This window comes from Chryseomicrobium aureum (assembly GCF_016909155.1).
GTDB classification, from domain to species: Bacteria; Bacillota; Bacilli; order Bacillales_A; family Planococcaceae; genus Chryseomicrobium; species Chryseomicrobium aureum.
In genome coordinates, this window is record NZ_JAFBFG010000018.1 from 41,323 (window position 1) to 56,882 (window position 15,560).

At 43.3% G+C, this 15,560-nt stretch carries 12 protein-coding genes and 1 rRNA gene; 7 read left to right on the forward strand and 6 right to left on the reverse strand.

The window, feature by feature from the left end; genetic code table 11:
• Positions 1 to 7 precede the first annotated feature (7 nt).
• The 6 genes from mnmG to rpmH form a co-directional block, all read right to left on the reverse strand.
• Positions 8 to 1,897: a tRNA uridine-5-carboxymethylaminomethyl(34) synthesis enzyme MnmG gene (gene mnmG / locus JOD03_RS11340; RefSeq protein ID WP_204591213.1), complete on the reverse strand. Its 1,890-nt coding sequence runs from the start codon at positions 1,895 to 1,897 to the stop codon at positions 8 to 10.
• 19 nt (positions 1,898 to 1,916) lie between these two features.
• Positions 1,917 to 3,302, reverse strand: a complete 1,386-nt coding sequence (mnmE, locus tag JOD03_RS11345; RefSeq protein WP_204591216.1) for a tRNA uridine-5-carboxymethylaminomethyl(34) synthesis GTPase MnmE — start codon at positions 3,300 to 3,302, stop codon at positions 1,917 to 1,919.
• A 159-nt stretch (positions 3,303 to 3,461) separates the two neighbouring features.
• Positions 3,462 to 4,247 (reverse strand): RNA-binding cell elongation regulator Jag/EloR, encoded by a 786-nt coding sequence (gene jag, locus JOD03_RS11350; protein WP_204591218.1) that lies wholly within the window; start codon positions 4,245 to 4,247, stop codon positions 3,462 to 3,464.
• Positions 4,244 to 5,011, reverse strand: coding sequence for a membrane protein insertase YidC (gene yidC, locus JOD03_RS11355; protein WP_204591220.1), 768 nt, complete (start codon positions 5,009 to 5,011; stop codon positions 4,244 to 4,246). Before yidC ends, jag begins: the two co-directional genes overlap by 4 nt.
• Entirely contained in the window at positions 5,008 to 5,391 is a 384-nt protein-coding gene (gene rnpA / locus JOD03_RS11360) for a ribonuclease P protein component (protein ID WP_204591222.1), read from the reverse strand. Before rnpA ends, yidC begins: the two co-directional genes overlap by 4 nt.
• Positions 5,392 to 5,787: 396 nt before the next feature.
• Positions 5,788 to 5,922, reverse strand: coding sequence for a 50S ribosomal protein L34 (rpmH, locus tag JOD03_RS11365; RefSeq protein ID WP_094941861.1), 135 nt, complete (start codon positions 5,920 to 5,922; stop codon positions 5,788 to 5,790).
• A 518-nt stretch (positions 5,923 to 6,440) separates the two neighbouring features.
• Between rpmH and dnaA the strand changes: the two genes are divergently transcribed.
• From dnaA to JOD03_RS11400, 7 genes are all read left to right on the forward strand, one after another.
• Positions 6,441 to 7,793 carry a chromosomal replication initiator protein DnaA gene (dnaA, locus tag JOD03_RS11370; RefSeq protein ID WP_204591224.1) on the forward strand — a complete coding sequence of 451 codons (1,353 nt, stop codon included), beginning with the start codon at positions 6,441 to 6,443 and terminating at the stop codon, positions 7,791 to 7,793.
• Between the two features lie 168 nt (positions 7,794 to 7,961).
• A complete protein-coding gene (gene dnaN, locus JOD03_RS11375) occupies positions 7,962 to 9,098 on the forward strand; it encodes a DNA polymerase III subunit beta (RefSeq protein ID WP_204591226.1) in 1,137 nt (378 codons plus the stop codon).
• Positions 9,099 to 9,199: 101 nt separating this feature from the next.
• Positions 9,200 to 9,421: a S4 domain-containing protein YaaA gene (gene yaaA, locus JOD03_RS11380; protein WP_204591228.1), complete on the forward strand. Its 222-nt coding sequence runs from the start codon at positions 9,200 to 9,202 to the stop codon at positions 9,419 to 9,421.
• 1 nt (position 9,422) lies between these two features.
• Complete coding sequence (gene recF / locus JOD03_RS11385; RefSeq protein WP_204591230.1) at positions 9,423 to 10,541, forward strand: DNA replication/repair protein RecF; 1,119 nt, start codon at positions 9,423 to 9,425, stop codon at positions 10,539 to 10,541.
• A gap of 37 nt (positions 10,542 to 10,578) precedes the next feature.
• Positions 10,579 to 12,498: a DNA topoisomerase (ATP-hydrolyzing) subunit B gene (gene gyrB, locus JOD03_RS11390; RefSeq protein ID WP_204591238.1), complete on the forward strand. Its 1,920-nt coding sequence runs from the start codon at positions 10,579 to 10,581 to the stop codon at positions 12,496 to 12,498.
• Between the two features lie 80 nt (positions 12,499 to 12,578).
• Positions 12,579 to 15,101, forward strand: coding sequence for a DNA gyrase subunit A (gene gyrA / locus JOD03_RS11395; RefSeq protein WP_204591232.1), 2,523 nt, complete (start codon positions 12,579 to 12,581; stop codon positions 15,099 to 15,101).
• Positions 15,102 to 15,464: 363 nt separating this feature from the next.
• A 16S ribosomal RNA gene (locus tag JOD03_RS11400) occupies positions 15,465 to 15,560 on the forward strand; the annotation flags it as partial.

Genomic DNA, 15,560 nt, shown 5'->3' on the forward strand with positions numbered 1-15,560 from the left:
ATGCTCCTTAGCTTGAGACTTTAGCGATTCGTCCCTGTTCGATATAAACTAGAAGAATAGAAATATCAGCCGGGTTTACTCCAGAAATGCGAGAAGCTTGTGCTAATGAAAGTGGCAGTACCTCTTTCAGTTTTTGACGTGCTTCTGTGGCGAGGCCTGAAATAGCATCATAATCGATGTTTTCCGGGATTTTTTTATCTTCCATCTTCTTCAGTTTGTCTACTTGTTGCAATGATTTTTCGATGTATCCTTCGTACTTCACTTGGATCTCGACTTGTTCTTTGCTGTCTTCAGAGAGTTCTACTTCAGACGGTACAAGTTGTGCAACTAGGTCGTACGTCATTTCCGTACGTTTCAATAGATCTGACGCGCGAATTCCGTCTTTCAATTCACTTCCACCGACAGAACGAATCAGATTTTGCGTCTCTTCATTTGGTTTGATGATAATGCTGCGAAGGCGCTTTAACTCTGTTTCAATCGCTTCTTTTTTCGCTGTAAAACGGTCGTGGCGCTCTTTAGACACGAGTCCAATCTCATATGCCAAGTCTGTCAGACGAAGATCTGCATTGTCGTGGCGAAGAAGGAGACGATATTCAGCACGTGAAGTCAGTAGACGGTACGGTTCATTCGTTCCTTTTGTTACTAAGTCATCGATTAATACGCCGATGTACGCGTCAGAACGGCTCAGAACGACCTCGTCTTCACCTTTCGAGCGGCGTGCTGCATTGATACCTGCCATCAACCCTTGACCCGCTGCTTCCTCATACCCAGAAGTTCCGTTGATTTGTCCTGCTGTATAGAGGTTTTTAATCTTTTTCGTCTCGAGTGTTGGCCATAATTGTGTCGGAACCATCGCATCGTACTCAATGGCGTAGCCAGCACGCATCATTTCCGCTTTTTCAAGACCTGGAATGCTTTCTAACAGACGACGTTGTACATGCTCAGGAAGGCTCGTTGATAAGCCTTGTACGTACACTTCTTTTGTATTGCGTCCTTCTGGTTCTAAGAAGATCTGGTGGCGTGGCTTGTCGTTAAAACGCACGATTTTATCTTCAATAGACGGGCAATAACGTGGGCCAGTCCCTTTGATCATTCCAGAATACATCGGTGATAAGTGCAAGTTCTCTTCGATGATTTGGTGGGTCTTCTCCCCTGTATACGTTAACCAGCACGGCAGTTGGTCCATGATGAACTCTGTCGTTTCGAAACTGAAAGCACGTGGTACATCGTCTCCTGGTTGCATTTCAGTTTTTGAATAATCAATTGTGTTTGAATTTACACGTGGTGGTGTACCTGTTTTGAAACGGACTAGATCAAAGCCTAGTTCACGCAAGTTATCTGCGAGTTTTATAGACGGTTGTTGATTATTCGGACCTGATGAATACTTCAAGTCACCAATAATGATTTCCCCGCGCAAGAAAGTACCGGTCGTAACAACAACAGTTTTGGCTTTATAAATAGCACCTACCTGTGTGATAACACCTTTTACTTCCTCATCTTCGATAATCAGTTCTTCTACTACTGCTTGATGAACAGACAAATTTGGTTGCTCTTCCATCAAACGTTTCATTTCTTGTTGGTAAAGGACTTTGTCAGCTTGTGCTCGAAGCGCTCGAACAGCTGGCCCTTTTCCTGTATTGAGCATCCGCATTTGGATATGGGTACGGTCGATGACTTTCCCCATTGCGCCTCCAAGTGCATCGATTTCACGGACAACGATTCCTTTTGCCGGTCCTCCTACGGATGGGTTACATGGCATAAAGGCAATCATATCTAAGTTAATAGTTAAAGCGAGTGTTTTGGCACCCATGTTGGCAGAAGCAAGTGCCGCTTCTACTCCGGCATGCCCGGCACCGATGACGATTACATCATACGTGCCTGCGTCAAAAGTACGCATAGTCTCTTCCTCTCTGTTGTTATTTCCCGAGGCAGAACTGAGCAAAGAGTTGATCGATGAGACTTTCTTCTACAGTGTCTCCTACGATTTCTCCAAGTATTTCCCAAGTTCGAGTTACATCTATTTGAATCATATCCACTGGAACGCCTTGTTCTGTAGCATCCAGGGCATCTTCGATTGTTTGTTTGGCTTGATGAAGAAGTGCGATGTGACGCGCGTTCGATACATACGTCATGTCGCCTCCCTGCATAGTTCCTTCAAAGAACAGCTTCGCAATTTCTTGCTCAAGTTGCTCAATACCTTCATCTTGAAGAATAGATGTCGTCACGATACGGCGGTGGCCGACAAGTTCTTCAAGCTTGCTGTAAGCCAATGCTTGCGGAAGATCCGTCTTATTGACGATAACAATCGTCTCCATACCATGCGTCGCTTCAATGAGACGCTCATCTTCTTCTGATAATGCCTCTGAGTGGTTCATGACCAACAAGATCAAGTCCGCTTCTTTTAACACCTGACGAGATCGCTCGACACCGATACGCTCAACGATGTCTTCTGTCTCCCGAATACCGGCCGTGTCGACTAATTTCAGAGGCACGCCACGAACATTGACATATTCTTCTATAATATCACGAGTCGTTCCCGCAATATCTGTGACAATAGCTTTATTTTCTTGAATCAGGCTGTTTAATAGAGAAGATTTCCCTACGTTCGGACGACCGACAATAACAGTCGCAAGCCCTTCACGCAGAATCTTTCCTTGCATGCTTGTCTCCAGCAGCTTCTCAATCTCTTGCTTGACCCACATACCCTTCTCACGCATAAGCGGAATCGTCATTTCTTCCACGTCATCGTATTCCGGGTAGTCGATGTTTACTTCGACCTGTGCAAGCGTCTCTAAGAGCGCCTGGCGAAGAGATTGAATGAGTCGAGACAGTCGACCGTCCATTTGACCGAGCGCCACGTTCATCGCCTTGTCTGTTTTAGCACGGATAAGATCCATGACCGCCTCTGCTTGAGACAAGTCAATTCGCCCGTTTAAGAAGGCACGCTTTGTAAACTCTCCAGGCTCTGCCATGCGCGCTCCAGCACGCAATACCAGTTGCAGGACCTGATTGACTGTGACAAGCCCTCCGTGGCAGTTGATTTCTACTACATCTTCGCGTGTGAACGTCTTAGGGCCTCTCATCAGAGATACCATGACTTCCTCTACGACTTCTTCAGTCTCAGGACGGACTAAGTGTCCATAATGAATGGTATGTGTCGCTTCTTGCGCTAATTTTTTATGGGAAGGAGAGCGGAACACCTGATCAGCAATTGAAACAGCCTCTGGACCACTTAGGCGAACAATTGCGATCGCCCCTTCTCCGAGTGGTGTGGAAATCGCTGCAATTGTATCAAATTCCATTATTGGTTTCTCTCCTCTATCGAACAGTTATCCACGTGTGGATAACTGATTTTTATTGAACGCACTAACACCTTACAATAGCATATTTTTGTGGAAAACTCTAGTTATGGAACTGTGACAATTGGACAAAAAAAGAAGCCCACTAAGGGGCTCCTTTGCTTATTGAATCGGTTCAATGACTAAGTGACGATGTGGGTCCGCTCCAACAGAATACGTATCGATGTCTACATGTGTAGATAATGCATTATGAATAATTTTTCGTTCATACGCATTCATCGGTTCGAACTCGACTTTCTCTCCAGAACGACGTGCTTTATCCGCCATTCGTTCTGCGAGTTGTTCAAGTGCTACTTTTCTCTTCTCTCGGTAGTTTTCAACGTCCATTTTGACAATCATGAAGTTACCCGAGTACTTATTTGCAACCAATTGAACAAGATTTTCAAGCGCATTTAAAGTTTGACCACGCTTTCCAATCAACTGAGCAGCTTTCGAACTGTTCAACTGGAAGTGAACATACTTGCCTTCGACTTCATGTGTAACGTCTAAGTCGTTGATTCCCATCCCTTGCGCGACTTCTTTCATGTATCGGATCGATTCTTCAATTGCTTTATCATTTGTAATTTTGGCAACGGGTGTTTCGACGACTACAGGTTCAGTCTGTTCAGACACAGCTTCAATCGGCTGTTCACTGATATCAACTGCGGCTGATTCGACGACCTCTTTCGTCTCTTCTACAACCACTGGAGAGGACGGTGTTTCTTCAACAGTCACACCGTCTTTGACATTCACTATCACAACTGCAGGCTTCGCTCCTAGACCGAGAAAGCCTTTTTTACCTTCATCTAAAATCTTGATCGACGCTTGATCGCGACGAATTCCAAGCTCTTTTAATGCTTGTTGAATTGCCTGCTCACTTGTTGCTGCAGTTTGTGTAGTGGATCTCATCTCTTTTTCCCTCCCGTTTGAACTGGAACGACCTGTGGCTTATTCCACGGCTTGTAGATTACTAAGTTTTGGATCAATGAGATAATGTTTCCGATTACCCAGTACAGTGTTAATGCTGATGGTAAGATCAAACCAAATCCGACAATCATAAATGGCATAATATACATCATGATTTTCATTTGTGGGTTGTCCATCGCTGGGCCTGTCATCAGAGTAACTAATTGGAACACCCCTGCAAGAATCGCAAGTGTAATACTTGGCTCTGCTAGTGGGAAAATCAAGAAATCACCAAGATTAATTTCTGGAGTAGCATTCATGCGGCTGATGGCATGATAGAATCCGATTAAAATCGGCATCTGAATCAAGACCGGTAAACAACCTGCTGCTGGGTTGACACCCTTCTCTTTAAAGAGTTCCATCATTTCTGCTTGGTATTTTTGTTGTGTTTGTGCATCTTTTGAGCTGTATTTTTCACGCAGTAACTTCAATTGAGGTTGAATTTCCTGCATTTTTTTCGAGCTCTTTGTCTGCTTAATCAAAAGTGGAAGAATGGCTAAACGGATAATGACCGTAACTGCGATAATTCCAAGTCCGTACGTTCCAAGCAGATTTTTAAAATACGTGATAGCTGAAACAAGTGGCCATACGATGTATTCATTCCAGAACCCGGTTGATTCATCGTAAATTGGCGCATTGAATTCTGTACACCCTGCTAAAAATAGTGCAGACACTATAAGCAGAGTGAGAAGTGCCTTCTTTTTCACCTTGTACGTCCCCCTGCATTGTCTTCTGTTTTCTTTATCTTACCACTCGAACGATAAACTTTCGCGATTTTCAATACGTGTTCGAGACTCTTTTTTGTCTCATGAAAATCTAGTGTGGCCGCCGGAATCCTGGCGATAATAATATAGTTGGCGGGCTTAACATCGTCTTTCAGTTCTAGAAAGGTTTGACGTATGTATCGTTTAACACGATTTCGTGTGACTGCATTTCCTACCTTTTTACTGACAGAAAGCCCAACTCGGAAATGTGTCTCTTCACTTGGCATGATATAAACGACAAACTGTCTGTTGGCATACGACTTCCCTTTTTTAAAGATTTCCTGAAATTCTTTGTTGTCTTTGATCCGCTGGTGTTTATTCATGGACCTCCGACCTTCCTGTAAATATCTGTTGCGTGTTTTGGTTTCTTTCTAATAGGAAGAGCAAAGTTTTTTGTGGTGGAATCGAGTTCTAGTCGGGCTACGACTCTGAATGGAATCGAGTTCCGAACGCCAGAAACACACTCTGGAATCAGCCGCACCCGCAAAGGCTGAAGAGCGCCTTCACGGGCACGTCTGATTTCCTCGGAGTTTCTAGAGTGGCGTTCTCCACATCTAAACGTAATCGAGTTGCGCCTCCTAGAAATCCCGCAAAATGCCATCGCATCCCATGAAGCAAAGAACGCTTCACGGGCTCCGCTGTCATTCCGCACAATTTCTGAACAGTCGGCTCCACATCTAAATACTAGTAAAAAAAAATCCACTGAGGGTTCAGTGGACTTATGCTGATAATACTTTTCTTCCTTTAGCACGGCGTGAAGCTAATACGCGGCGACCATTCTTTGTGCTCATACGTGCGCGGAACCCGTGAACTTTGCTGCGTTTACGTTTATTTGGTTGGAATGTACGTTTCATTGTGTAAGACACCTCCTGCTTTGACTATTCTTAAATATCTCCAGACAGTCTTGACTATTATACTTAAATCTGCCCCAGACTGTCAATGCGCAAAATCAAGTTTTTCCTCATGCTCCAGATCAAGTTATCCACATTCTCGACAAACACTTGCAAATTTCGATGGGAATATGTAAAATCACCATTCTAAGTTATCAACATCCCTTATGAACAGTTTTTGCACATATTCATACCTGTGGACAACTATAACTGTGTGTAAATCAGGCTTTGTGGATAAGTTCAATCAAGTCTTGTCAGTACTAGCTAAAAATGATATGCTAATTGTGTTTTACTCTGTACATAAAAAATCGCCTTTTTCAGTTATCCACATTTGTTAATAAAGTGTGGATAATATTTTTCACAGTCTGTGTAAAGTTTTATCCACATGTATTTTATAGTGTGGATAATTGTTCTATATTTTTTTGCCATGTCGAATTGCGTCTGGCTTTTATATGACACAAATCAGAAAGGAGTGTACCTCGTTGGATCAACTCGAAGAACTATGGGGCCGGGTGCTCGCTGAGATGGAGAAACAAGTTTCGAAACCGAGTTTTGAAACGTGGCTGAAGTCGACAAAGCTCTTATCTTATAAACAAGACACGTTGACAATCGCAGCACCAAACTCATTTGCGCGTGACTGGCTTGAAAACCATTATGTCCATCAAATTGCTGCGATTTTGCATGATTTGACTGGAAAGGAAGCGATGATTTCCTTCATCGTTCCAAAAGATCAAAACTTAGAAGACTATGACATTCCTGCACCAAAGCCGATGGTCTCTCAAGACGATCAGCCGGACTTCTCACCAGGTATGTTGAACTCAAAGTATACGTTCGATACATTCGTTATCGGTTCCGGAAACCGCTTTGCGCATGCTGCATCACTCGCAGTCGCTGAAGCACCTGCAAAAGCGTATAATCCACTCTTCATTTATGGAGGAGTTGGACTTGGAAAGACCCACTTGATGCATGCCATTGGTCATTATGTACAAGAACATAATCCAAATGCCAAGGTGGTGTATTTGTCATCTGAAAAATTCACAAATGAATTCATTAACTCCATCCGAGACAATAAAACTGTCCATTTCCGCAATAAGTACCGCAATGTAGACGTGCTGCTAATAGATGATATTCAGTTTCTTGCTGGAAAAGAATCAACCCAAGAAGAATTTTTCCATACATTCAATGCGTTGCATGAGGAATCTAAACAAATTATTATCTCTAGTGATCGTCCGCCTAAAGAAATTCCAACACTTGAAGATCGCTTACGTTCGCGCTTTGAATGGGGCCTGATTACCGATATTTCGCCACCGGACTTAGAGACACGTATCGCAATCCTTCGCAAAAAAGCACGTGCAGACGGCTTAGATATTAGTAATGAAGTGATGGTATACATCGCCAATCAGATTGATTCTAATATCCGCGAGCTTGAAGGAGCTCTCATCCGTGTCGTTGCGTATTCATCTTTGATCAATCGCGACATCAATGTCGATTTGGCTTCTGAAGCACTAAAAGATATTATGCCTGCCAGTCGCTCACGCATCATCACCATCTTAGACATTCAAAAAGTCGTTGGAGAGCACTACCATGTACGTTTAGAAGACTTTTCAGCAAAGAAGCGAACAAAATCAATTGCCTATCCACGTCAGATCGCTATGTATCTCTCTCGTGAACTGACAGATTTTTCGCTGCCGAAAATCGGAGAAGAATTTGGAGGTCGTGATCATACAACGGTCATTCATGCAACTGAAAAAATTTCAACTCTGCTCAAAACAGATGAAACGCTTAAAAGTGAAATTAAACAGATTAAGAGTCTATTAGGACGCTCATCTGAATAGTGTGGATAACTCTACTAGTTATTCGTTAACTTACAAACACTTTATGCACATGTGGATAACCATATTTCTGTAGGGGAAAATGCACTTATACACATATTCACAGTGCCTATTACTATTGCTGTTATTCTTTAATAAAAATAAATATGTATATAAGGAGCTGATTTCAGCGTGAAATTTGAAGTAATGCGAGATCGCTTACTCGAGGCATTGAATGATGTCATGAAAGCAGTAAGTTCAAAAACCACCGTCGCAATTCTTACAGGAATTAAAATCGAGGCAAAAAAAGAAGGGATCTACTTAACAGGTAGTGATGCAGATATTACAATTCAAACATTCATCCCACTTGAAGAAGATGGAGAGCAGATTGTTCAATTGACACAGACTGGTTCCATCGTATTGCAAGCACGTTTCTTTAATGAGATTGTTCGTAAGCTTCCAACAAATGACGTTCTTATTGAAGTGAAAAATAATTATCAGACAGATGTTCGTTCTGGAAAATCAGAATTCCATCTGATCGGTCAAGATGCCAACGACTATCCATTACTTCCTCAGATGGAAGAAGACCAATCCTTCACAATGCCAGCTGACTTAGTCAAGTCCATCATTCGTGAAACGGTCTTTGCAGTTTCGACTTCAGAAAGTCGCCCAGTACTAACAGGGGTGAACTGGCAAATCCGTGATGGTGAGTTGATGTGTGTTGCAACAGACAGCCACCGTCTAGCACGTCGCTCGACAAAGCTTGAAAGTGCTCCTTCTGAAGAGTACAACGCAGTGATTCCAGGGAAAAGCTTAAACGAGCTCAATAAGATTCTTGAAGATAACTCAGAACCTGTTGAGATTGTATTAACTTCCCAACAAATTTTATTCAAAGCTGGAAACGTCCTATTTTATTCACGTCTTCTTGAAGGAAACTATCCGGACACGAGCCGCCTGATTCCTTCTGAACATAAGACGCTGGTCGTAGTAAATGGCCGTGCACTTCACCAAGCCATCGATCGTGCATCTTTATTAGCGCGTGAAGATCGCAACAACGTGGTCCGTTTCACGACACAAGGGCAAAGTGCAGTAGAGATTTCATCCAACTCTCCTGAAATCGGGAAAGTAGAAGAGCAAGTGCTTGCAGAGCAGATTGAAGGGGAAGAGCTAGTTATCTCGTTCAGTGCAAAGTATATGATGGATGCACTAAAAGCTATTGAAGGTCATGACGTGCAAATCCAGTTCACTGGGGTCATGCGTCCGTTCATTTTAAAATCTGTGCATGATGATGCGATTTTGCAATTGATCTTGCCAGTCCGAACGTATTAATTTCCAAGGAGTCGCTCATTGCAGCGACTCCTTTTTACTTATCCACAAAAATAGGGTAAAATGGAGTGATAATGACTTTTAGAAAGAGTAGGTATCAAACGATGAATGAGATTCGATTTGATTCAGAATACATCACACTCGGTCAACTATTAAAAATGACCGGTGCCATTGATTCAGGTGGGATGGCGCGTCCATTTCTTCAAATGAACACAGTTTTTGTCAACGGAGAAGCAGAAGACCGCAGAGGGAAGAAGCTTCGGACAGGAGATGTCGTTCTCATTCCTGAGCATGGAAAGTTTAAATTGATCGGACCTGAGGCGTAGAATGCACATCGAGACATTGGCGCTTTCAAATTATAGGAATTATGAATCGGCACAAGCTGATTTTTCTAAACATGTGAATGTCTTCCTCGGTGAAAATGCACAAGGCAAGACCAATATCATGGAGGCCATTTATGTACTCGCGATGGCGAAATCTCACCGTACCTCAAACGATAAAGAATTGATACGTTGGAACGCGGAATATGGTAAAATAAAAGGTGATGTTCATAAAAAATACGGCACCATTCCATTCGAACTGACCATCTCGCAAAAAGGCAAGAAAGCAAAGGTCAATCATTTGGAACAATCCCGTCTTAGTGACTATATCGGTCAAATGAACGTCGTCATGTTTGCACCAGAAGATTTGAATTTGGTAAAAGGTAGCCCGCAGGTGAGAAGACGGTTTTTGGATATGGAAATCGGCCAGATATCACCTGTTTATTTGCATGACCTTTTGCAATTTCAAAAGATTTTAAAACAACGCAACCACATCTTAAAGCAGAACCAAGGGAATCCTTCGTTCGACGATGTGATGTTTGCGATTTATACAGAACAATATGTAGAAGCAGCAGTCAAAGTGCTGAAAAAACGCATGCAGTTTATCGAGCTGTTGCAATCCTGGGCAGAACCCATTCATCATGGTATTTCCCGAGGACTTGAGAAGTTAAACATCCGCTATCAGTGCACAGCAGGTATCGATTTAGATGCAGGTCCTGAAGAGTGGAAGCAACAGCTGACAGAAAAACTTGAGAAGTCGAAGCGTCAAGAGGTCCAGCGGGGAACAAGCCTTTACGGTCCACACCGAGATGACTTGCAGTTCTTTGTTAACGACTATGACGTACAGACCTATGGATCTCAAGGACAACAGCGAACGACTGCGTTGTCACTGAAGCTTGCTGAAATTGAATTGATTCACCAAGAAGTCGGTGAACCACCCATTTTATTACTAGATGACGTCTTATCTGAACTCGACGACTTCAGACAAACGCATCTGTTAAATACTATTCAAGATAAAGTGCAGACATTTGTCACAACCACAACTGTAGATGGTCTGACACATGACGTCGTCACACAAGCCAAATTGTTTCATGTGGAACATGGAACGATTGAAGAGAAACACTAGATGTGCCAAACAGAAAGAGTAGGTGAGTCACTTGGCAATGGAAGAAAAAGAAATCCAAACTTCTTATGATGCAGACCAGATTCAGGTTTTAGAAGGTCTCGAAGCCGTCCGTAAGCGCCCTGGAATGTACATTGGTTCTACCAGTTCAAAAGGTCTTCACCATTTAGTATGGGAAATCGTCGACAACTCGATTGATGAAGCATTAGCCGGTCACTGTGACCATATTACAGTCACAATTGAAAAAGACAACTGGATCCGTGTAGAAGATAACGGACGAGGTATTCCTGTCAGCAACCATGAAAAGATGGGGAAACCAGCCGTTGAAGTCATCATGACTGTTCTTCACGCCGGAGGAAAATTCGGCGGGGGCGGTTACAAAGTATCTGGTGGTCTTCACGGTGTAGGTGCTTCAGTAGTAAATGCCTTATCCGAACATGCTGAAGTAATTGTGCATCGTGACGGAAAAATTCATGAAATCAAGTTTGAGCGTGGCGCTGTTACGCAACCACTTGAAGTCATTGGAGATACCGATACTACAGGTTCGACAACACGTTTCAAAGCAGATTCGGAAATTTTCACAGAAACAACGGAGTATGAATTTGATATTCTAGCGAATCGTATCCGTGAACTTGCTTATTTGAACCGTGGTCTAGCTATCACGATTCAGGATGAGCGTGAAGGCCAAGAACAGAAAAAGACGTTCCACTATGAAGGTGGAATTAAATCATACGTCGAACATTTGAATGCCAAAAAAGAGCCTCTTCACGAATCGATTTTTGTAGAAGCAGAGCGAGAAGGAATTGCAATTGAAATTGCGATGCAATACAACGCAGGATACAATGCAGCCATCTTCTCATTTGCCAACAACATCAATACGTATGAAGGCGGAACACATGAGTCTGGATTTAAAACAGCTCTTACACGTGTGATCAACGACTATGCGCGTAAAAATAATCTTTTAAAAGAATCTGAAACCAACCTGACAGGTGACGATGTACGTGAAGGTCTAACGGCTATCATTTCCATCAAACACCCAGACCCTCAGTTTGAAGGGCAGACCAAGACGAAACTTGGGAATTCAGAAGTGAGCCAGATCACAAATAGCTTGTTCTCAGAAGGCTTCGAGCGCTTCTTGCTTGAAAACCCTTCAGTAGCGCGTCAAGTGGTCGAAAAAGGTCTAATGGCCGCTCGTGCACGTGTCGCTGCGAAAAAAGCTCGCGAATTTACACGTCGTAAATCTGCACTTGAAGTGTCGAGCTTACCAGGGAAACTTGCGGACTGTTCATCACGTAACCCGGCAGAAAGCGAACTGTATATCGTAGAGGGTGACTCTGCAGGCGGTTCTGCAAAATCAGGTCGTGACCGTCACTTCCAAGCGATCCTTCCACTTCGCGGGAAGATTTTGAACGTGGAGAAAGCACGTCTTGACCGTATCCTAGGAAACAATGAAATTCGTGCAATGATTACGGCACTTGGCACTGGAATCGGTGGCGAGTTCAATTTAGAAAAAGCACGTTACCATAAAGTCGTGATTATGACGGATGCCGATGTCGATGGTGCACACATTCGTACACTCCTATTGACGTTCTTCTTCCGTTTTATGCGTCCGTTGATTGAAGCGGGGTATGTCTATGTTGCACAACCACCACTTTATCAAGTGAAACAAGGAAAGCATATTGAATATTGTTACAGCGATAGTCAATTACGTGCCATCTTAGAGCGTCTTCCAAAACAACCAAAGCCAAATGTCCAGCGTTACAAAGGTCTTGGTGAGATGAATGCTACGCAGTTATGGGAAACAACTATGGATCCAGAGTACCGTACATTGCTACAAGTCAATTTAGAAGATGCACTTGAAGCAGATTCTATCTTTGAACAACTGATGGGCGATGAAGTAGAACCACGTCGTCAGTTCATTGAAGACAACGCAGTATACGTGAAAAATTTAGATATTTAAAACTAGTACCACATCTCGTCATCTTTTCGGCGAGATGTGTGATTTCGTTTAGGTGAAGAAAGAATGGGAGGTCAAGCAGCATGTCGGAAGTACCGAATAAAGGCGTAAGAGGAATTAATATCAGCAATGAGATGAAGACTTCATTCCTTGATTACGCTATGAGTGTTATTGTTTCACGTGCGTTACCAGATGTACGGGACGGATTAAAACCGGTTCATCGCCGAATTCTTTATGGAATGCAAGAGCTCGGGAACACACCGGATAAATCATATAAAAAGTCAGCGCGTATCGTCGGTGACGTAATGGGGAAATATCACCCACACGGCGACTCCTCCATTTACGATGCGATGGTACGTATGGCACAAGATTTCAGTTACCGCTACATGCTTGTAGACGGTCACGGGAACTTTGGTTCGATTGACGGAGACGGCGCCGCGGCAATGCGTTATACCGAGTCGCGTATGTCAAAAATCGCAATGGAAATGCTGCGTGACATCAACAAAGATACAATCGATTATAAAGACAACTACGATGGCCAAGAAAAAGAGCCAGCTGTGTTGCCAAGTCGTTACCCGAACTTACTGGTTAATGGAGCTTCAGGGATTGCGGTTGGGATGGCAACAAACATTCCGTCACACAACCTTGGAGAAGTCATCGATGGTGTTTTAGCCCTTGCTGAAAACCCAGCAATTACAATTGATGAACTGATGGAATTTATTCCAGGTCCTGATTTCCCTACTGGTGGAATCATCTTGGGACGAAGCGGGATTCGTCGTGCTTACGAAACAGGACGCGGCTCAATTATCACGCGTGCAAAAGTTGAATTCGAGGAAAAAGCGAGTGGCAAACAAGTCATCATCGTCAAAGAAATTCCGTATCAAGTCAACAAAGCACGCTTGATTGAAAAAATCGCAGAGCTTGTGCGTGATAAGAAAATCGAAGGTATTACACACCTTGCAGATGAGTCCGATCGCGATGGTATGCGTATCGTCATTGAGCTACGTAAAGACGCAAACACGCATGTCCTTTTGAATAATCTATACAAGCAAACGCAACTTCAAACAAGCTTTGGCGTGAACATGCTTGCCCTTGTTGACAACCAACCAAAAGTATTGAACTTGAAAGAGGCATTGTACCACTACCTAGAGCATCAAAAAGTGGTCATCCGTCGTCGTACACAGTTTGACTTGAATAAAGCCAAAGACCGCGCACACATCTTAGAAGGTCTGCGCATCGCATTAGATCATATCGATGAAATCATCGCATTGATTCGTGCCTCTCAAACTGGCGACGAAGCAAAACGCGGATTGATGGAAAAGTTCGAACTATCCGAGCGTCAAGCGCAAGCTATCCTAGATATGCGTCTACAACGTCTAACAGGGCTTGAGCGTGACAAAATCGAAGAAGAATACAACGCATTACTTGCTCTCATAGAAGAGTTAACATTTATCCTTGAGAATGAATACCGTGTTATTGAAATCATCCGTGAAGAGCTTATCGAGATTCGTGACAAGTTCTCCGACAAACGCCGTACAGAAATTATGGCGGGTGGGGCAGAAATCATGGAAGATGAAGACTTGATCCCAGAAGAAAACTCGGTACTGACATTGACAAATAAAGGCTACATCAAACGTTTGCCGGTGAACACCTACCGAAGTCAACGTCGTGGTGGTCGAGGCGTTCAAGGAATGGGCACCAACGAAGATGACTTCGTAGAACACCTATTGAATACATCTACACACGATACCATTCTCTTCTTTACGAACAAAGGAAAGGTGTATCGTGCACGTGGATTCGAAATTCCTGAGTATGGCCGTACAGCAAAAGGATTGCCACTCGTCAATTTACTCAACATCGAGCGTGATGAGAATGTTACAGCGATGATCCCGATGTCTTCATTTGAAGACAACGAGTATTTCATCTTTACAACACGTGATGGCGTTACAAAGCGTACACCAGTTACAGCATTTGCAAACATCCGTACAAACGGTCTGATTGCTGTTTCTCTTCGTGAAGAAGATGAGTTGATGGCTGTTCGTCGCACAGATGGTGAAAAAGATATCATTATCGGAACGCACCAAGGACGCTCTATACGCTTCAAAGAGTCGGATATCCGTTCGATGGGTCGAACAGCAGCTGGAGTTCGAGGCATCAAACTTCGCGAAAACGACTTCGTTGTCGGCATGGAAATTCTTGAAGATGACCAGGAAGTCCTCGTTGTAACAGAGAACGGCTACGGAAAACGTACAGCTGCCTCTGAGTACCGTCTGCAATCTCGCGGTGGATACGGAATAAAGACGTGTCAGATTACGGAGAAGAACGGAAACTTGAGTGCATTGAAAACTGTTGATGGAACTGAAGATTTGATGCTGATCACACTTCAGGGCATGTTGATTCGTATGGCTGTAGAAGATATCTCCACGACTGGACGTGCAACGCAAGGTGTTCGATTAATGCGCTTAAGTGATGAAGAGAAGATTGCTACAGTAGCAAAAGTTGAAAAGAGTGAAGAGGAAGAAGTCGAGCTTTTAGAAGACGGGACAGTAGTAGAAGGTACCGTCGAGCAAACTCCTTCTATAGAAGAAGAACCAACTGAAAACTAATAGTTAGTAAAAGAGACTTATGATTTTATAAGTCTCTTTTATTTTTCTAGAAAAATAGTATTGACCTTTCTCTGTATCCTTGGTATGATAAGTAGGTCGCTAAGGCACTACAACATCAATAAAATAAAGTGTTGACAACTGATTGATAAGTTGATATACTTTAAAAGTTGTCTCAAGACGACATATGAACATTGAAAACTGAACATGCAAGACGTCAAGATAGAGCGTCACCGCCCCGACCCCCGTTGGGTGTGCGTGACGCAAAAACGAACCAAGTCGCATCCTTTAACGGGTTGTGATGGACGTTCAAAAATGGACATCATTATGATGCCAGCAACAAAATGAGCTTACATTAAGTTCTCTATTATGGAGAGTTTGATCCTGGCTCAGGACGAACGCTGGCGGCGTGCCTAATACATGCAAGTCGAGCGGATGAAGGAGGAGCTTGCTCCTCCAGAT

Excerpts from the sequence above, each read along its gene's own strand:
- rpmH (WP_094941861.1), bottom strand. The coding sequence starts at position 5,922 with ATGAAACGTACATTCCAACCAAATAAACGTAAACGCAGCAAAGTTCAC.
- jag (WP_204591218.1), bottom strand. The coding sequence starts at position 4,247 with ATGAGATCCACTACACAAACTGCAGCAACAAGTGAGCAGGCAATTCAA.
- gyrB (WP_204591238.1), top strand. The coding sequence starts at position 10,579 with ATGGAAGAAAAAGAAATCCAAACTTCTTATGATGCAGACCAGATTCAG.
- recF (WP_204591230.1), top strand. The coding sequence starts at position 9,423 with ATGCACATCGAGACATTGGCGCTTTCAAATTATAGGAATTATGAATCG.
- gyrA (WP_204591232.1), top strand. The coding sequence starts at position 12,579 with ATGTCGGAAGTACCGAATAAAGGCGTAAGAGGAATTAATATCAGCAAT.
- rnpA (WP_204591222.1), bottom strand. The coding sequence starts at position 5,391 with ATGAATAAACACCAGCGGATCAAAGACAACAAAGAATTTCAGGAAATC.
- mnmE (WP_204591216.1), bottom strand. The coding sequence starts at position 3,302 with ATGGAATTTGATACAATTGCAGCGATTTCCACACCACTCGGAGAAGGG.
- mnmG (WP_204591213.1), bottom strand. The coding sequence starts at position 1,897 with ATGCGTACTTTTGACGCAGGCACGTATGATGTAATCGTCATCGGTGCC.
- yaaA (WP_204591228.1), top strand. The coding sequence starts at position 9,200 with ATGAATGAGATTCGATTTGATTCAGAATACATCACACTCGGTCAACTA.